15 protein-coding genes are annotated in these 17989 nt (G+C 70.5%); 7 read left to right on the forward strand and 8 right to left on the reverse strand.

What is annotated here, in order from left to right; genetic code table 11:
• Positions 1 to 221 precede the first annotated feature (221 nt).
• On the forward strand, positions 222 to 2642 hold the full coding sequence (locus ACWCRB_RS43140; protein WP_451001300.1) for a cation-translocating P-type ATPase: 2421 nt from the start codon (positions 222 to 224) through the stop codon (positions 2640 to 2642).
• A gap of 15 nt (positions 2643 to 2657) precedes the next feature.
• Here ACWCRB_RS43140 and ACWCRB_RS43145 read toward each other — a convergent pair whose 3' ends face one another.
• The 4 genes from ACWCRB_RS43145 to ACWCRB_RS43160 all read right to left on the reverse strand — a co-directional run bounded on the left by ACWCRB_RS43145 (position 2658) and on the right by ACWCRB_RS43160 (position 9040).
• Entirely contained in the window at positions 2658 to 3584 is a 927-nt protein-coding gene (locus ACWCRB_RS43145) for a hypothetical protein (protein ID WP_451001301.1), read from the reverse strand.
• A 189-nt stretch (positions 3585 to 3773) separates the two neighbouring features.
• The gene (locus ACWCRB_RS43150) at positions 3774 to 4700 is read right to left on the reverse strand and encodes a hypothetical protein (protein ID WP_451001302.1); all 927 of its coding nucleotides are present in this window, start codon (positions 4698 to 4700) and stop codon (positions 3774 to 3776) included.
• Between the two features lie 154 nt (positions 4701 to 4854).
• Entirely contained in the window at positions 4855 to 5655 is an 801-nt protein-coding gene (locus tag ACWCRB_RS43155) for a hypothetical protein (protein WP_451001303.1), read from the reverse strand.
• A 238-nt stretch (positions 5656 to 5893) separates the two neighbouring features.
• On the reverse strand, positions 5894 to 9040 hold the full coding sequence (locus ACWCRB_RS43160) for a sacsin N-terminal ATP-binding-like domain-containing protein (RefSeq protein WP_451001304.1): 3147 nt from the start codon (positions 9038 to 9040) through the stop codon (positions 5894 to 5896).
• A 385-nt stretch (positions 9041 to 9425) separates the two neighbouring features.
• On the opposite strand from ACWCRB_RS43160, the gene ACWCRB_RS43165 reads away from it, so the two are divergent.
• Positions 9426 to 10313, forward strand: a complete 888-nt coding sequence (locus ACWCRB_RS43165) for a prohibitin family protein (protein ID WP_451001305.1) — start codon at positions 9426 to 9428, stop codon at positions 10311 to 10313.
• 121 nt (positions 10314 to 10434) lie between these two features.
• On the opposite strand, the gene ACWCRB_RS43170 is transcribed toward ACWCRB_RS43165, so the two are convergent.
• The gene (locus ACWCRB_RS43170) at positions 10435 to 11394 is read right to left on the reverse strand and encodes a DUF3027 domain-containing protein (RefSeq protein WP_451001306.1); all 960 of its coding nucleotides are present in this window, start codon (positions 11392 to 11394) and stop codon (positions 10435 to 10437) included.
• A 438-nt stretch (positions 11395 to 11832) separates the two neighbouring features.
• On the opposite strand from ACWCRB_RS43170, the gene ACWCRB_RS43175 reads away from it, so the two are divergent.
• The 4 genes from ACWCRB_RS43175 to ACWCRB_RS43190 all read left to right on the forward strand — a co-directional run bounded on the left by ACWCRB_RS43175 (position 11833) and on the right by ACWCRB_RS43190 (position 15345).
• A complete protein-coding gene (locus ACWCRB_RS43175; protein ID WP_451001307.1) occupies positions 11833 to 13257 on the forward strand; it encodes an MFS transporter in 1425 nt (474 codons plus the stop codon).
• A gap of 72 nt (positions 13258 to 13329) precedes the next feature.
• Positions 13330 to 13809, forward strand: a complete 480-nt coding sequence (locus ACWCRB_RS43180) for a DUF2771 domain-containing protein (RefSeq protein WP_451001308.1) — start codon at positions 13330 to 13332, stop codon at positions 13807 to 13809.
• The gene (locus ACWCRB_RS43185; RefSeq protein ID WP_451001309.1) at positions 13779 to 14504 is read left to right on the forward strand and encodes a futalosine hydrolase; all 726 of its coding nucleotides are present in this window, start codon (positions 13779 to 13781) and stop codon (positions 14502 to 14504) included. Before ACWCRB_RS43180 ends, ACWCRB_RS43185 begins: the two co-directional genes overlap by 31 nt.
• On the forward strand, positions 14476 to 15345 hold the full coding sequence (locus ACWCRB_RS43190) for a 1,4-dihydroxy-6-naphthoate synthase (protein ID WP_451001310.1): 870 nt from the start codon (positions 14476 to 14478) through the stop codon (positions 15343 to 15345). The genes ACWCRB_RS43185 and ACWCRB_RS43190 overlap by 29 nt, the downstream gene beginning before the upstream one ends.
• A 33-nt stretch (positions 15346 to 15378) precedes the next feature.
• Here ACWCRB_RS43190 and ACWCRB_RS43195 read toward each other — a convergent pair whose 3' ends face one another.
• Positions 15379 to 15762: a cold-shock protein gene (locus tag ACWCRB_RS43195; protein WP_389351578.1), complete on the reverse strand. Its 384-nt coding sequence runs from the start codon at positions 15760 to 15762 to the stop codon at positions 15379 to 15381.
• Between the two features lie 174 nt (positions 15763 to 15936).
• Between ACWCRB_RS43195 and ACWCRB_RS43200 the strand changes: the two genes are divergently transcribed.
• Positions 15937 to 16191: a hypothetical protein gene (locus ACWCRB_RS43200; protein ID WP_451001311.1), complete on the forward strand. Its 255-nt coding sequence runs from the start codon at positions 15937 to 15939 to the stop codon at positions 16189 to 16191.
• Here ACWCRB_RS43200 and ACWCRB_RS43205 read toward each other — a convergent pair.
• Positions 16164 to 16811 carry an HAD family hydrolase gene (locus ACWCRB_RS43205; protein ID WP_451001312.1) on the reverse strand — a complete coding sequence of 216 codons (648 nt, stop codon included), beginning with the start codon at positions 16809 to 16811 and terminating at the stop codon, positions 16164 to 16166. The two genes, ACWCRB_RS43200 and ACWCRB_RS43205, sit on opposite strands and share 28 nt — an antisense overlap.
• Positions 16812 to 16824: 13 nt before the next feature.
• The gene (locus ACWCRB_RS43210; RefSeq protein ID WP_451001313.1) at positions 16825 to 17835 is read right to left on the reverse strand and encodes a hypothetical protein; all 1011 of its coding nucleotides are present in this window, start codon (positions 17833 to 17835) and stop codon (positions 16825 to 16827) included.
• Between the last annotated feature and the right edge of the window lie 154 nt (positions 17836 to 17989).

Raw genomic sequence — 17989 nt, forward strand, 5'->3', positions numbered from 1 at the left:
CCCGCCGCTCGGTGGCCGGCGGGGGGGGGGGCCGCCCCCCCCCCCCCAGGAACGGGATGGGACGGGTAGGGGCGGCGGGGGCGAAAACCCTCCTACCCGCACCCCCTACACACCCCCGACTACAACCACCGCACCATTTCCCACCCCACCCCTCCTCCCCAGGTCGGATCTTTGCCGCACTCAGCGGGTGAAGCCCCAAATCCACCCGTACCGTCGAACACATGACGCACATCGACGCCGGCGCCGAACTCGATCCTGTGCACCCCGTACCCCTGCCCCTCTCCAGCGCGCCCCGCGGCAGCACCCCCCGCGCCACCGGCCTCACCACCACCGAAGTGGCCGAGCGCGTCGCCCGCGGCGAGGTCAACGACGTCCCCGTACGCAGCAGCCGCAGCATCTCCGAGATCGTCCGCGCGAACGTCTTCACCAGGTTCAACGCGATCATCGGCGCCCTCTGGCTGATCATGATGTTCGTCGCCCCGTTCCAGGACACCCTGTTCGGCTACGTCATCCTCGCCAACACCGGCATCGGCATCATCCAGGAGTGGCGGGCGAAGAAGACCCTCGACTCCCTCGCCGTGATCGGCGAGGCCAAACCGACGGTCCGCCGCGACGGCGTGGCCTCGGAGGTCAGCAACTCCGAGATCGTCCTCGGGGACCTGATCGAGATCGGCCCCGGCGACAAGATCGTCGTGGACGGCGAGTGCGTGGAGGCCGACGGCCTCGAAATCGACGAGTCACTGCTCACCGGCGAGGCCGACCCCGTCGTGAAGCAGCCCGGCGACCAGGTCATGTCGGGCAGTTTCGTGGTCGCGGGCGGCGGCGCGTTCACAGCGACGAAGGTCGGCCGCGAGGCGTACGCGGCCCAACTCGCCGAAGAGGCCTCCCGCTTCACCCTCGTCCACTCGGAACTCCGCACCGGCATCTCGACGATCCTCAAGTACGTGACCTGGATGATGGTTCCGGCCGCGATCGGCCTGGTCATCACCCAACTGGTCGTCAAGGACAACGACTTGAAGGACTCGATCGCCCGCACGGTCGGCGGCATCGTCCCGATGGTCCCGGAGGGCCTCGTCCTCCTCACCTCCGTCGCCTTCGCGATCGGTGTCATCCGGCTCGGCCGGAAGCAGTGCCTCGTACAGGAGCTGCCCGCCATCGAGGGCCTCGCCCGCGTCGACACGGTCTGCCTGGACAAGACGGGCACGCTGACCGAGGGCGGCATGGACGTGACCGAGCTGCGCTCCCTCAACGGCAGCGACGAGACATACGTACGCCGCGTCCTGGGCGCCCTCGGCGAATCGGACCCCCGCCCGAACGCCTCCCTCCAGGCGATCATCGACGCCTACCCGGACAGCGAGGACTGGCGCTGCACGGAGTCGCTCCCCTTTTCCTCGGCGCGCAAGTACAGCGGGGCGTCGTTCAGCGAGGGCAACGGCGAAACGAGTACGTGGCTCCTGGGCGCCCCGGACGTGCTGCTCTCCTCCGAGGACCCGGCCCTCGCCGAGACGGACCGCCTGAACCAGGCAGGCCTGCGCGTCCTCCTCCTCACCCGCACCACCCGCGACCTCGACCACCCGGAGGTGGCCACCAACACATCCCCCACGGCCCTGGTCGTCCTGGAGCAGCGTCTGCGCCCCGACGCCGCCGACACCCTCCGTTACTTCGCCGAGCAGGACGTCGACGCGAAGGTCATCTCGGGCGACAACGCGGTGTCGGTCGGCGCGGTGGCGAGCAAACTGGGCCTGACCGGCACGACGGTGGACGCCCGCCAACTCCCCGCCGAGACAACGGAGATGGCGCAGGCACTGGACGAAGGAACAGTCTTCGGCCGGGTGACTCCGCAGCAGAAGCGGGACATGGTTGGCGCGTTGCAGTCACGCGGGCACACGGTGGCGATGACGGGCGACGGCGTGAACGACGTACTGGCCCTGAAGGACGCCGACATCGGCGTGGCCATGGGATCGGGCTCGGAGGCGACACGGGCGGTGGCCCAGATCGTCCTCCTCAACAACAGCTTCGCGACGCTGCCTTCGGTGGTGGCCGAAGGCCGCAGAGTCATCGGCAACATCACACGAGTAGCGACCCTGTTCCTGGTCAAGACGGTCTATTCAGTCCTCCTGGCAGTCCTGGTGGTCTGCTGGCAGGTCGAATACCCCTTCCTGCCCCGCCACTTGACCCTGCTCTCCACCCTGACGATCGGCGTCCCGGCGTTCTTCCTGGCGCTGGCCCCCAACAAGGAACGCGCGAGGCCCCACTTCGTACGCCGGGTCATGCGCTACTCGATCCCGGGCGGCGTACTGGCAGGCGTGGCAACCTTCGCCACGTACCTGATAGCCCGTCACCACTACACAGGAGAGGGCGCGTTGGACGCGGAGACGAGCGCGGCGACCCTGACCCTGTTCCTGATCTCGATGTGGGTGCTGGCGATCATCGCCCGCCCGTACACCTGGTGGCGGATCGCCCTGGTCGCGTCGATGGGCGCGGGCTTCCTGCTGGTGCTGGTCGTACCGCCGCTCCAGGAGTTCTTCGCGCTGAAGCTGGTGGGGACGACGATGCCGTGGATCGCGGTGGGTATCGCGACGGTGGCGGCGGCCACCCTGGAGATCCTGTGGAGGTTGGTGGACCGCCGCTTCCCGGCGTAGTTCGTACGGGTGCGCCTACTTCACGTCGATGAAGTCGGCGGCGGCGCTGGCGCCCACGGTGGTCCTGGTCCCCGCGAAGACGTACTTGAAGAACCCGTCGGCGGTCGCCTTGACGGTGGTCTTCAGGTCACCCTTGGTGGTCGTCTTGATGGTCTTGACGACGGTGTAGGTGGTCGTACCGTTCTTACGGAACTGGAGCTGCACCGGCTGGGTCGCGTACCCGGTGTAGTTGGGCCCGTCCCAGTTGGCGCGGGTCAGCTTGCCGGTGACGGTGATGGTCTTGCCCTTCTGCACCGGCTCCGGGGTGGCGTTGACCGTCAGCTTGGAGACGCGCCGCACGGTCGTGGTGCCGAGGTCGCCCTGCTGGGCGATGCCGACCTTGGCCGGGTCGAAGGTGTCGCTCTCGGGGTCCTGCCCGTTGAAGGCGATGGCGAGGCCGCCGGCCGTCCAGGTGGCCCCGGCGTCGGTGTTGGTCAGGTCGCCCTCGCCCGGGTAGATGTCGAGGTTGGCCTTGCAGTTGGCGGTCGTGGTCGACGTCGCCGTGCAGGTACCGGCCTTCTCACCGAAGATCACGTTGTCCGGCGTCGCGAAGTCGCCCCGGTACAGGTACGGCCCGCTGTCGAAGTCGGCGGCCTTGATGTTGACCTCGGTGCCGTGGGTCAGCGTGTAGGTGACCGGGACGACGAGGTGTCCACCGGCACCGGCGTTGATCGACTTGGCGACCTTGAAGTTGGAGAAGCTGACGTTCAGCTTGTACGGCTCCTCGGCGGCGACCGGCGAGGTGATGAACGCGGACTTGCCGCCCGCCAGGATCTTCGCGGCGGCCGCGCGGTAGCCGGAGTCGGCACCGGAGGCGTGGACATCGGCCTGCGCGGCCGGCACGGCGAGGGCGGAGAGGGCCAGGGCGCCGGAGACGGCGGCCACGGTGGCACGTATACGCATGCGTGTTCCCCAAGTAGGAGAAAGTGATCGTGGAGCCTGTTGGCCCCCATGATCAGATCCCTTGCGGGGGCGGTTGGTTGCGCGGAGGTGACGTAATTTTGCGCACCCCTTGCACACACCCGCCGCCGGCCCCGAACCCACGGAGAACCGGCGGCGGTTACCTCACGCTTCGCCCAACAAACAGCCGATTTACTTCACATCGATGAAGTCGGTCGCGGAACCGAGCGCGGCGGTGGTCGCGGTGCCCGCGAAGACGTACCGGAAGTACCCGTCGACGTTCGCCTTGACCGTGGTCTTCAGGTCACCCTTGGTGGTCGTCTTGATGGTCTTGAGGGTGGTGTAGGTGCTGGTGCCGTTCTTACGGAACTGCAGCTTCACCGGCTGGCTGGCGTACCCGGTGTAGTTGCCGGCGTCCCAGTTGGCACGGGTCAGCTTGCCGGTGACGGTGATGGTCTTGCCCTTCTGCACCGGCTCCGGGGTGGCGTTGACCGTCAGCCTGGAGTGACGCAGGAGGTTGGGGCCGGCGAGGCCGTCCTTCTCGACGTATCCGACCTTCGTGACGTCGAAGTCGTCGCTGCTGAAGTCCTGGCCGTTGAAGGCGACGGCGTACGCGTACGCCTTCCACTTCCCGGCGGTCTCGTTGAACAGGTCTTCGCTCGGGCTGATCACGATGGACTGGGTGCAGTTGGCGACGGTCGCCGAGACGGCCTTGCAGCTGGCCCAGTCGTCGCCGAACAGCCCGAACTCGGAGTCGATGTACGTCGTGCCGTAGTACAGCTCGACGTCGGTGAAGAAGTCCTCGGCGGCGATGTCGACATCGGCACCGTGGGTCAGCGTGTAGGTGATCGGCACGGTCAGCTTGCCGCTGATGCCCGCCACGATCGACCTGCCGTTGTTGACCTTGATGTTGGAGAAGGAGGCGTCCAGGACGTACGGCTCGGCGACAGCGGCGGCCGAGGCACTGAACGCGGACTTGCCGGAGGCGGCCTGCCCGGCCTCACGGACCTTGGCGACATCGGCCCGGGACACCGAGCCGTCGGCCTGCGCGGCCGGCACGGCGAGGGCGGAGAGAGCCAGAGCGCCGGAGACGGCGGCCACGGTGGCACGTATACGCATGCGTGTTCCCCAGGTAGGAGAAGGGGGCCCGACGGTGGTCGTGCTCGCGGCTCGTCGTCACGCCTGGGCCCAAGTGATCGTCGAGTCTGTTGACTCGCCCGCTGAACAGGCCGGTGCCGCCCGCCAGGGCAGCACCGGCCTTTGTCCCTTGTCTCTACTTCACGTCGATGACGTCACCGATGGCCGTGATCGGCGCCGTCGTCGTCGAGCCCGCGAAGGCGAAGCGGTACGTACCGTCGACCGACGCCTTGACGGTCGTCTTCAGGGCGCCCGCGGCACCCGTCTTGACCGTCTTGACGGTGGTGAAGGTGGTGGCGCCCGTCTTCTTGAACTGGAGCGCGACCGGGGCGCCGACGTAGCCCCCGTACTTGCCGGTGTTCCAGTTGGCACGGGTCAGGGTGCCCTTGACCGTGATGGTCGCGCCCTTCCTGACCGGCTCCGGGGTGGCGTCCGTGTTGAGCTTCGAGTGGAACTTGATCTGGGTGGTGCCGAGGCCGCTCTGGATCTTGACGCCGTCTTCGTCGCCCGTGATGGCGATGGCGCCCACCTTCCACGTACGGGCGTCGGTGTTCCGGAGCGTGCCCTCGCTACCGGGGTGCAGGTCGATGAAGCCCTTGCAGCTGGCGGTGGTCGACGAGGTGGCCGTGCAGGTGCCCGGCTCGTCGCCGATCAGGCGGACGTTGTCCACGGTGAGGGAGGCGCCGACGTAGAGGGCCGGACCGGTGAGGAGGTTGTCAGAGCCGATGTCGAGGCCGGCGGCGTGGTTGAACGTGTACGTCACCGGCACGGAGGTGGTCCCCGCGGCGCGGGCGACGATCGGCTTGCCGTTGTTGACCGTCACCTTGGTGAAGGTGACGTCGGGCGCCGCCGCGGCGGCGGCCTGCGCGGTCGGGACGGCAAAGGCGGAGAGGGCCAGGGCGCCGGTCACGGCGGCCACAGTGGCACGTATGCGCATGCGTTTCCCCAAGTGGAGAAAGGGGGTCCGGCGGTGGCCGTCCGTACGGAATCCATCCGTCACGGATCGTGGTCGCACCTGGACCCAAATGATCTTGGAGTCTGTTGACTCGCTCGCTCAGATCCGTGACGGATGGGAATGGTTGTACGGAAGTTGCGGATGTTTTGGAGACCGCGCAGATTTTACGTACGCATTACCCCAACACCCCAACACCCCACCACCCCAGCACCTCACTGCCTCAGTCGAACCAGCGGTCCCGTGCCAGCTCCGTCGTCCTCGACGGATCCTCCAGCAGTGCCGCCACCTCGAACCGGCGCGGCCACTGGCCGGCCGCCCAGGCGAGGCCCGCCGCGACACCCTCCAGCGTCGAGGCATGCAGCACCCCGTCCCGGGTCCGCCGCCAGTCCAGCTCCACGCCGTCGACGACCAGCTCCTCGTGCTCGACGTACGTCGCCGGGGTCGCCGGACCGAGCAGCACCCGTACCGACTCCGGTACGTCGTGCTCCGCGCCCTCCGAGGTCACCTCGCCGGTCACCGACTCGCTGAGCCGCCGCACCTGGAACAGTTCCGCCAGCTCGGCCGCCCGCGCCGGGCGTACGGGGAGCAGCGGGACCCCCGCCGTGAAGGGCAGCAGGTCGGGTGAGTCGACGACCACGGCGTCCGCCGCGTCCACCACCTCCACGTGACCGTCGACCACGGCCCTCAAGTCGTCGGGCAGCGTGACCTGTTCGGGGTCGAGGTCGGCCAACGCCCCGTAGAGGGCGTGCAGTTGGACCCCGCTCACGTCCCGGTCCGGGTCGGCGAGGCGGTCGAGGAGTTCGGCCGCGCCGCCCGGCTCGTCGAGGAGCGCGGCCACCGACGTCCGTACGCCCAGCGCCCGCAGCACCTGCTCGTCGTCGAACCCGGTCGCGTCGGCCTCCTCGTACAGGCCCCGCAGGAGCGGGTCGCCGCCCGCCGCCAGGAGGCCCGCCGGACGCCTTCCGTCCAGTACCGGGTTTCCGCGCAACCACCAGGCCGTGTACGGGCGTACGAGTTCATGCGTGCCGTCGGGCAGCAGGACCCGCACCGGCTGGACGATCGCGTCCCGCAGCGGCGGCTGGGCGAGGAGGGCGAGAGCCTGGGGCCAGCGGTCCTCGTCCACGAGGTCCAGGTCCCGTACGGCGACCAGTTCCGTGGCGACGGGAGGCACCGGCGAGTCCGGGAAGCGGTCGAGGATGTCCTCGCTCCACACGTCCACGGCGTCGAGCAGGCCCGGGTCGTCGGGTTCGGCGAAGTCGCTGTCCCGGGGCTCCAGTTCGTCCGGGTCGAGGACGACGTCGGTGGCGCGGACGAGCGCGAAGTTCGCGAGGACGCCGCATGCAGCGAGGGGCTGCTCGCCCCACCTGTCCGCCAACTCGGCGTCCACCGCCGCCAGTTCACCCTCCCTGATCACCTCGGCGAACGGGCTGCCGGGGAGGACGAGTTCACCGGCGGGGGCCAGCTCGCCGTCCTCGTCGGGGAGGGCGAGGGCGCCGAGCCAGGGCTCGTCGCCGGGTTCGAGGCCCGCGTCCCGGACGAGGGCGAGGACCGTGTCGGCCAACTCCTCGGCGTCCGGGGCGCCTTCGTCGTCCCACGCCATACCGGCGGCGTCCTCGTCGAGGGAGGCGGCGACGGCGGCGCGTACCTGGGGAGTGGTGAGGACGGCTCGCGGGGTGGCCGGGAGGGCGCCCAGCTTCTCCAACAGGGGGTGGGCGGCGTCCGGGTGGGCGACCTTGAGGCCGAGACGGGCGAGCGCCTCGGGCGCCGCGGCCTGCGCGTCCCCGGTCGTCGGCAGCAGGACCTGGCGGGGGCCGATGGTCGTACGCCCGTCGGCGAGCGGCACGGGCAGCCCGGTCAGCCGGTCGGGATCGACACCGGCCAGGCTGTCGTAGAGCCGGTGCCACCACTCGGGCGCCTTCTCCAGGCCCGCGAGCCGGTCGACGGCGTCGGTCAGGGGGACGCGGGCCACACCCAACGTCCGTAGCTCCACCCGGCGTTCGAGCCCGGCGGGCAGCAGCGTGGGCAGCACCTCGGCGAGGACGCGGACCGTCTCGGCCCCGGCGCCCTCGACGACCTCCGCGTCGCGGGGACGGAGAGCGGAGGGCAGCTCGTCGTCGTCGCCCGGGTCAAGTGCGGGCGGAAGGAAGGCGGTTCGCGGCAGCCGTTCCAGGATCGCGTGCCGCAACTGCCCGTCCAGCTCGCCCTTGCCCAGCGAGCCGGGCACGAGCGCGATGATGCCCTCGCCCACCGGGTGCCAGTCGGCGAGGAGTTCGGCGTACGCGTCGGCGGCGCGCTGCACCAGGAAGTCGGTGAGCGGGCCCGGCGCGGCATGCCGGCGGGCGGTGTCCAGCGGCAGCGAGGCGATGAGCAACGCCGGTACGCCCAGCGGCTCGTCGCTCGGTGTGGGCGCGTGCACGACGGGGCTGGTCCGGGGCGGTACGGGAGTGCCGTCGGCGTCGACGGGCACGGCCCAGGTGACCGACCAGAAGGGACGCAGCCGCTCCTCGACCGGCCGCCCGGTCAACAGGGCGGATTCCAGGGGCCCATGCGCGGAGACGGTACGCCAACGGCTCGTACCGTCCCGCGAATCCTCCACGAGGGTCAGCGCGTTGTCGTCGGTGAGTCGCCGCAGCGTACGAGGGGCCTCGTCCCCCACCTCGATGACGACCTCCTCCAGACCCGGCAACGTCAGGAGCAGCGCGTCGTCGACGCCGCTCAGCAGCCGCTCCGCGAGATCCTCGGCGGCGGTGTCGCGCAGGGGGAGGATGACGGCCGTGTCGTACGGGTCCGGGGCGGTGCCCTCGGCGGCGAACGGCAGCCGGAGCAGCGGCACATGGCCGTCGCGGCGGCGGATCTCGTCACCGAGCCCGGGGCTGTGCCGGGCGGTCTCGGCGGCCAGCTCGCGGGCCTCGGCGAGCGACCACCGCACACCCCCGTGCCGTCCGACGACGGCGGGCTCGTCGCTCACGGCGAGCACGGCGGCGAAGCCGACACCGAACCGCCCGACGGCGCCCGTCTCCTTGCCATCCTGGGCGTCCCGCTTGGCGGAGGCACGCAGCGTGGAGAGGGACTCGACGCCGGTGGCGTCCAGCGGGGCACCGGTGTTGGCGGCGACGAGGACACCGTCGCGGAGGGTGAGGCGGAGCCGCCCGGGTACGCCTGCCCTGGCCGCGGCATCGGCGGCGTTCTGGGCGAGCTCGACGACGAGCCGGTCCCGATACCCGCCGAGGACGAGATCCTCCTCGGCGTTGGCATCCTCACGGAACCGGGCGGGGCTGGTCGCCCAGGCGTCCAGAACACCCCGGCGCAGACGGGCCGTACCGAAAGGGTCCGCGCCCTCAGCTGCTGGCCGCACGAACTTGCTCACGTACGTTCACTCTCCTCATCGGCGTGAGCAAGAAGGTACCGCGCGCCGCAGGGCACGCCCGCCACCCGCCGGTGAGAGCTGAGGGAACAGAGGGAGGCGGCCTCCGGGCCGGGAGGAGGTGGGGGCGGTGGGCGCGGTGTACGGGGCAGGGCCAAGGCTCACCCGGCCCATGGGCCAAGGACGAATCCACCACCGTCCCGTCCAGCACCGTCCCGTCGTACTTCCAGGGCACCCGCACCCCCGAAGTGCGCGGGCGCAGGCGGCGACTCCCGGCCACCACACAAATCCGGACACCCCTTACGATGCGCTGCGGATCACGCCCGAGGCGGCGCGGATCCATGAATCCGGTACCTGGTAGCAGGTACCTGTTGCTCAGGGGGGCTCTGTGTTCGTGCTGTCCATCCTGCTGCTCATAGCGGCAGTCGTACTCTTCTTCATCGGCCGTGGCCGGGACGCCGGCGGCTGGCGGATCGGGGCCGCGCTCAGCGTCGTCGGGGCCGTGCTGGCCGGTGTCTTCGCCTGCGTCCATGTCGTGAGCGCCTACGAGGTCGGGGTGCCGGTGACCTTCGGGAAGATCGGAAAGCCGCTGAACTCCGGTGTCCAGTTCAGGTCGCCGTTCACCGAGGTCACGTCCTTCTCCACACGTCCCGTGGACCTCAACCTCTACGACAAGGACGTGGTCGAGGTCCGCTCCTCGCAGGGCGGGGTGCTCTACGCCGACGTCACCATCAAGTGGGCCGTCATCCCGGCCAAGGCGGTCGAGCTGTACCGGCTGGCGGGCAGTGAGGAGGCGGTCGAGGAGCGGCTGGTGCTGCCGGACAGCCGGGAGATCATCCGTAACGTCTTCGCGAAGCACACCAGCGAGGAGGGTTACGCCTCCGCCCGCGAGCAGATCGGCTCGGAGATCGCGGCGCTCGTGAAGGAGCGGCTGGCTCCGCGTGGGATCGACGTCACCGTCGTGAACCTGCGCAATGTGAAGCCGTCGGACAAGCTCCAGGACCAGATCGACAAGAAGATCCAGCAGGAGCAGGACACCGAGCGGGCGGTGGAGGCGGCGCGTACGGCCAAGGCGGAGGCGGAGCGCAAGCGGATCGAGGCGGAGGGTATTGCCCGGGCCAACGAGATCCTGGCGAAGTCGCTGAGCGACAAGGTGTTGTACAACCAGTGCCTGGAAGCCTATAAGGAGGCGGCTGCGGCTAATCCGGTGTATGCGGTGCCGTGTGGGACGGGGGCGAATGGGACGTCGGTGATTGTGGACAGCAGCAAGAACTAGTCGGTAGTTCGTTGGCTGCGGGCCGGTGGGGGCTTGTCGCGCCCGCGCGGCGGTAGCCGCAAATCAGATACAGCCCCGCGCCCCTTAGGGCGCGGCCCTGAAGGCCGCGCCCACCGTGCCCCTACGAGTGACCCAGATCCGCCACAGCCTCGTCCGTGTCCGTGCCCACCGAACCCGAGTCCGCCGCAGGCCGCAGCGGGAACGGGTCCACGATCGTCTCGTCGATCACGTGCGGCGGCGGAACCGGAGGTTTCGGCATGATCGCTGCTTCCGAGTGGCCGCCGCAGCCGTAGGCCAGGGAGACCACGCGGCCGTCCGCCGGGGCGAACTCGTTCGTGCAGACGCCGAACGCCTGTCCGAGGGAGCCGCCGATGGCCACCAGGAAGCCGCAGCTCACGCAGGTCGCCGGGGCGGCCTGGGCCATGGGGGTCTTGGGGCCGTAGGAGTCCTCCCAGCGGTCGGCGGCGCTGTGGAGGCCGTACCGGGACAGGACGCGCGCCCGGCGCATGCCCAGTTCCTCCGCCACCGCCGCGATCGAACCGCGGGCCGGCACCACCGTGAAGGCGGACGGTGAGCCCGCCGTGATGTCCGCGTCCTCGGCGTCCGCCAGGTCCGCCGCCAGCTCCACGGAGGCCGCTGCCGTCGCCGAACCGGCCGCCGAGACCGCCGAGTTGGGCAGGGGCTCGTCCTCGCCCGAGTAGCCCGGCTCCAGGCGCAGATCCTCCGCGTCCGTGGGGAGGAGGTCGCCGGGGCCCATGTCTCCCGGGCGCAGGCGCTCGCTCCACGGCACCCATTCCGGTGCCTGGAGGGCGTCCGGGCCGGGGAGGAGGACCACCTCGTCCAGGGTGACCAGCTTGGCCCGGGACGCCCGGGCGACCGTCACCGCCCAGCGCCAGCCCCGGTAGCCGAACTCCTTGCACTCGAAGAAGTGCGTCACGACGCGGTCACCCTCGGACATCAGGCCCGAGTGCTCGCCCACCACGCCTGGTGCCGCCGCCTCCTCCGCCGCGGAGCGGGCGAGGTCGACGGCCTCGGCGCACAGGCGGTCGGGGGTGCGGCTTCGCGTTGTCGCTGCGCTCACAGGTATCGCTTCTCTCCTACGCCGTCTCACGAGTGCGCCCGTCCCGACGGGGTGCGAACGGTTGCGAACGGAGCGGACCAGAGGGCCGCGTCGACGTCCGCGCCCGATCGCGCTCGGGCGCACCTACGTCATCCATTCTGCGGGATGGCCGAGAGGCGCGCGGCCGAGAACAACCGCCACTGCGCGCTACGCACGCTACCTTCTCCAGAGCCCGGGGCCCACACCGACGGGACGGTTCGCGACGACCGACATCCAACTGTGGCAACTCCGGCCCCTCTCAAACACCGTTCCGACGCGCCTCTCACGCCACTCTTCCCAGCCCCCGATGGCCGGAAAACACCCCGCAGGACCCCGCTCTCCCGCTCCTCCCCCACCCCACTCGGCCCCATACGCGCGGTAACCGCACTAGGTACGCCCTTCTCGGGGCACTATTGCGGGGTGGCAAGCGAGAGGTCGCCCCACGGCGCCACCGGGGTCGGTGGGGTCCAGGGGAGCAACCGGCGTGGCGCACGGGACCGGGTGAACGGTTCTGTGCGCGCTGTCGGGCGTGCCCTGCATTTCCCCGTCACCGGCACCGCCCGGGGCATCCGCAAGGCCACGCACGCGCACGGGGCCGGTGAGTCCGGGCTCGGCAAGCTCATCGAACTGCACGCGGTGAACGGCGCCGGCGACGTCATGATCACCATCGCCCTCGCCTCCACCGTCTTCTTCTCCGTCCCCACCGACGAGGCACGCGGGCGCGTGGCCATCTATCTCGGCATCACGATGGCGCCCTTCACCCTCCTCGCCCCCGTGATCGGCCCCCTCCTCGACCGCCTCCCGCACGGCCGCCGCGCCGCCATGGCCGGCGCGATGCTCGCCCGCGCCCTCCTGGCCCTGCTCCTGGCGGGCGCGGTCTCGACGGGCAGCCTGGAGCTGTACCCGGCCGCACTGGGCGTCCTGGTCGCGTCAAAGGCGTACGGAGTCGTCCGCAGCGCGGTCGTCCCCCGCCTGCTCCCACCCCGCTTCTCCCTGGTGAAAGCCAATTCGCGGGTCACGCTGAGCGGCCTGCTCGCCACCGGCATCGCGGCCCCCATCGGCGCCGGGCTCCAGGTCCTCGGTCCACGCTGGCCGCTCTACGGCGCCTTCGTGATCTTCATCGCGGGTACGTTCCTGTCCTTCACGCTCCCGTCCAAGGTGGACTCCGCCAAGGGCGAGGACACCGCCCTGCTGGCGGCGGACCCGGATCATCTGCACGGCCCGCACCTCCACCCCGTCAAACGGCCCGGACTGCGCACGGTCGGTACGGCCGTCACCCACGCCCTAGGCGCCAACGCCGCCCTGCGCTGCCTCTCGGGCTTCCTGACCTTCTTCCTCGCCTTCCTGCTCCGCGAGCACCCGCTGACCGGCGAGAGCGCCGCGTGGTCGCTGGGCATGGTCGCCGTCGCGGCGGGCGTCGGCAACGCGCTCGGTACGGCGGTCGGGGCGGCCGTGAAACAGCGCGCGCCCGAGCTGATCGTCGTGACGGTCGTCGCCGTGGTCCTCGGCGCCTCGATCATCACCGCGATCTTCTTCGGCGCCGCCCTGGTGGCCTGTCTGGCGGCGGTCGCCGGGTTCTGCCAGGCCCTCGCCAAGCTGTCCCTGGACGCGCTGATCCAGCGGGACGTACCCGAACTGGTCCGCTCCTCCGCGTTCGCCCGCTCGGAGACGCTGCTCCAGATGGCCTGGGTGCTCGGCGGCGCGATCGGTATCGCACTGCCCCTGGACGGCACTCTGGGCCTCGGGGTGGCCGCCGCGATCGTCGCCACGGGCTGGCTGACCACGGCCAAGGGCCTGATCGGCTCGGCCCGCCACAGCGGCCACGCCCGCCCCCGCGTCGCCTGACACCACTCACCGGGGCCCGGCACGCCGTACCCACGTGACAACCGCGCCCCGGGTGCCCGATAGCCTTCGGCCATGACCTCGTTGCGTTCCGCTTCCACTGCGCGCCGTCGCCGCGCTGTTGCCGCCGTCGCCGCCGTTGGTGCCGGACTGCTCGTCCTGTCCGCCTGCGACAAGCCGACGCCGATCTCCACGATCACCGTCGGCCGTTCCTCGGTGAACTCGGAGGCCTCCTGCTACGACGACGGCAAGGAGCTGAAGACCGCCGACGTGGCCACGTGCCTCAAGGACACGGACATCAAGAGCATCAAGGTGGACCCGGACGAGACCGTGCGCTTCGGTGTCGACCCGGAGATCGCCGACAAGGGCTGGACGATCCTGATGAACGGTCAGCCGCTGACCGACTCCAGCACCAAGACGTACCGCACGATCCCCGGCAGCGTCTTCTTCAACGCCCAGTACGGCGCCCAGGGAAACTCGACGCTCGTCTCCGTCAAGGAGGGCGAGAACGAGGTCAACGGCCTGTGGTCGTTCCGGCTGAAGAAGGACTCCTGACGACGTCAGGGGTACGAGTCCTGATCGCCACCGCGGTCCCCGCCGAACGGGACGCGGTGGCACAGGCGTTCCCGGCCGGAGCCGGTGACGTCGACGTCATCGCCGTGGGAGTGGGCCCCGCCGCCTCCGCCGCGTCCACCGCCACCGCCCTCACCACGGCCGCCCTCCGCGGCACCCCGTACGACCTGGTCGTCTCGGCGGGCATCGCCGGCGGTTTCCAGCCGGAGGCACCGGTCGGCTCGCTGGTCGTCGCCGACGAGATCACCGTCGCGGACCTGGGCGCCGAGACCCCGGACGGCTTCGTTGCGGTCACCGGGCTCGGCTTCGGCACCGTCACCCACCGTCCGCCGGAATCACTCGTACGGGATCTCACGGCCGTGACGGGCGCCCGCGCCGGCACCGTCCTGACCGTCTCCACCGTCACCGGCAGCGCCGAACGCGCCGCCGAACTGCGCGCCCGGCACCCAGGCGCCCTGGCCGAGGCGATGGAGGGCTTCGGCGTGGCCGAGGCCGCCGCGGCGCACGGCGTTCCGGTACTGGAGATCCGGGCGGTGTCGAACCCCGTGGGCCCCCGAGACCGAGCCTCCTGGCGCATCGGCGAGGCGCTGAAGGCCCTGACGGAGGCATTCGGGAAGCTCGGACCGGTACTGGAGAGTTGGAACCCACATGAGCACCCAAGTGACCCCGGAAACTGAACGTCGGCTGCAGATCGCGTACTCGCCCTGCCCGAACGACACCTTCGTCTTCGACGCCTGGGCCCATGGCCGGGTGCCGGGCGCGCCCGCGCTCGACGTGACCTTCGCGGACATCGACATCACCAACGGCATGGCCGAGCGCGGCGAGTTCGACGTGCTGAAGGTGTCGTACGCCGTGCTGCCGTACGTCCTCGACGAGTACGCGCTGCTGCCGTGCGGGGGCGCGCTGGGCCGGGGCTGCGGCCCGCTGGTGCTGACACGGGAGGCGGGGGCGGATCTGACCGGGCGTACGGTCGCCGTCCCGAGCGAGCGGTCGACGGCGTACCTGTTGTTCCGCCTGTGGGCGGCGGACACGATCCCCGGCGGAGTCGGACGGGTGGTCGTGATGCCGTTCCACGAGATCATGCCCGCCGTGCGGGACGGGAAGGTCGACGCCGGGCTGGTCATCCACGAGGCGCGCTTCACGTACCAGAACTACGGGCTGCACAAGCTCGCGGACATGGGCGAGCACTGGGAGTCGACGACCGGCCTGCCGATCCCGCTGGGCGCGATCATCGCCAAGCGCTCGCTGGGGACAGAGACGCTGGAACTCCTGGCCCAGGCCGCCCGGACGTCCGTACGAGCCGCCTGGGACGACCCGGAGGCCTCCAGGGCCTATGTCCTGGAACACGCCCAGGAGATGGACCCGAAGGTCGCCGACCAGCACATCGGCCTGTACGTCAACGAGTTCACCGCCGACCTCGGCGAGGACGGCTATGCGGCGGTCAGGGGACTGTTGACGCGCGCGGCGGCCGAGGGACTGGTGCCGCCCCTCGGCCCGAACGCACTCGTTTTCCCCTAGAACTCTGCGAAATCTCCAGAGCCGCCTTACACGTCACACGTCCAACTGGTCGGCGACCGCCCGCAGCAGGCCCGCGATCTTCTTGCCCGAGGTCTTCTCCGGGTAACGGCCCCTTTCCAGCATCGGGGTGATGTTCTCCAGGACGGTCGTCAAGTCCTGGACGATGGAGGCCAGTTCGTCGGGCTTCTTGCGCTGCGCCGCCGCTACCGACGGGGTCGGGTCCAGGATCACGACCGAAAGTGCCTGGTCACCGCGTTGCCCGGCGACAACTCCGAACTCGACGCGCTGGCCCGGCTTGAGGGAATCGACTCCGGCGGGCAGGACCGAGGAATGGACGAAGACGTCACCGCCGTCGTCGCGGGAGAGAAAGCCGAAGCCCTTCTCACTGTTGAACCACTTGACCTTGCCGGTGGGCACGTCTGTTCCTCGTCCTCGTACTCGTCGGAAAACTGCTTCGGGCTGCTGGAGGAAAACGAGCGCTGATAGCACTTGGGCGGGTCGCTGACCCGCCGGTACCAAGGCTAGTGGGCGACAGTCAGGTGACAAGACGTCGCCGACTTGTTCCTTCGGGCAGGGAACTACCCTGGTCGAGTGCGTGACAAAACCCAAACGAATTCCGCCGCGGCCGGAGATCGGCTGATCCGTGTCGGTGCCATCGTGTTCTTCGTCGGTGCGGTGGCCACTTTGGTCACCGTGGCCCCATTCCTCCTCGGTACGACGCCATTCCCGACGTACATGTTCGGTTTGAGCATGCTGATGGGCGTCGGCTTCCTCGTCGCGGCCGCGGGCGTCCTCCAGTCGGTGGCCGAGGGCCGCCGTCAGGCGCGCGCGTCCACACCGCTGTAGGCGGCCAGCCAGGCCGGGAAGTGGGTGAGGTCGTCGAGGACGACGTCCGCGCCCGCCTCGCGCAGCTCAGCGGCGTCGCAGGGCCCGGTGGGCACGGCCACGGACAGGGCACCGGCGGTGCGTGCGCCGCGGACGTCCCCCACGTGGTCGCCGACGTACACGCTCGCGCCGTGCTCGCGCAGCGCCACCGCCTTCTGCTCGGCCCAGAGGTTCCCGATGACCGCGTCGGGCTCGATCCCGAGGTGCGCGAGGTGCAGTTTGGCGTTCGGTTCGTACTTGGCGGTGACGACGATCGCCCGCCCACCGGACTCCCGTACGGCCGCTATCGCCTCGCGGGCGCCGGTCATCGCGGGGGTCGCGGTGATGGCGATGGCCGGATACATCGCACGGTAGAGGTCGCTCATCTCCGCGATGCGATCGGCCGGAAACCAGTGCACGAGTTCGTCCGCGAGCGGCGGTCCGAGACGCGTGATGGCCAGATCGGCGTCGATGAACGTGCCCGTCCGCTCGGCGAGCGCCAGATAGCAGGCGTGGATGCCGGGCCGGGAGTCGATGAGGGTCATGTCGAGGTCGAACCCGACGGTGAGCGGGCCGGGGGGTGTGGATGTCATATGCACCATTGTGCGGGAGCCCTCAGCGGGGGCGCTGGGACCGCCAGACCAGGAAGAGGGCGGAGGCGACGGCGGCTCCCCGGACGACCCAGGGCCAGGTCTGGCCGATGGCCTCGTTCATGTGCCCCTCGACGATGGGATCGCCCCAGCGGCCCTGCGTACGCCCCCACAGCCACCCGGCACCGGCGGCGACCGCCGCGCCCGGGAGGTAGACGACCGCCCACTTGGTCTCGGCCTGGGAGAGCCGGCGCGAGGCGTAGGCGATGGCCCACCCGATGAGCAGGGCGTAGAGGTTGCCGAGGACCGCTCCCGCGACGAGGAGGCCGGCGGCGAGGAGGAGCAGCGGGTTGGTCCAGCGGCCGGAGGGAACGGGGAGGCGCAGCCGGAGACGCCGCCGGGGAGCGCCCTTCTCGGCCTCCTCCGACTCGGCCGCCTGCTCGACGGGCTCGTCGGCGGGCTTGGCCTGCGGCTTGTCCAGTCTTGGTCGCGCCGGCTTGAACAGGTCGGGGATCTCGACCCCGCCGACGAACCCGGCCGGAAGGCTGTCGGTGTCCGCGAGCGAGCCCCTGCCACTGCCGGCCAACCACCAGTCCGTGTCGCCGGGTCCGTCGGTGCCGGTGAGCTGGGGCGGGGCGGGGTCTCCTTCGGAGGGAAAGGGAGCGAACACCTCAGGCGAGGTCTCCGTCCCCACCCCCGTCTCCGCGGGGCGCGGGCGCGGTACGAGGCGGCCGAGCCCCTTGCCCTTGCGCTGGGGCTCGTCGCGATCACGCTGTACGGGGACGGAGGCGCGCGGGGCTTCGGGGGCGCCGCCGCCGATGCCGGCGACGACCTCGTCGGGGGTGCCGATGCGGTCGAGGATGCGGCGTACGGAGGCGGGGCTGTCGACCGGGGCCTTGGCGCGGCGGCGGTCGATCTCGTCCCGCAGCCCCGAGACGAGGCGCATACGGTCGCCGGACGGCAACTGGCGCTGCTGGGCCAGGTCTCCGACCTTGCTCAGATACTCGTAGACGACCTGATCGCTCTCGATACCCACGAACCCAGACGTTACCGGCCGGACCACCTTTCCTCGCCCCCGCCGCCCCTACCCGTCCCATCCTCGGGGGCTCCGCCCCCGAACCCCCCTTGTCCTCAAACGCCGGACGCCGCAGGCTCGTTGAGGTGATCCGGCCCAAGGCCCCGCGCATGGC

The organism is Streptomyces sp. NPDC002156, from assembly GCF_053593675.1.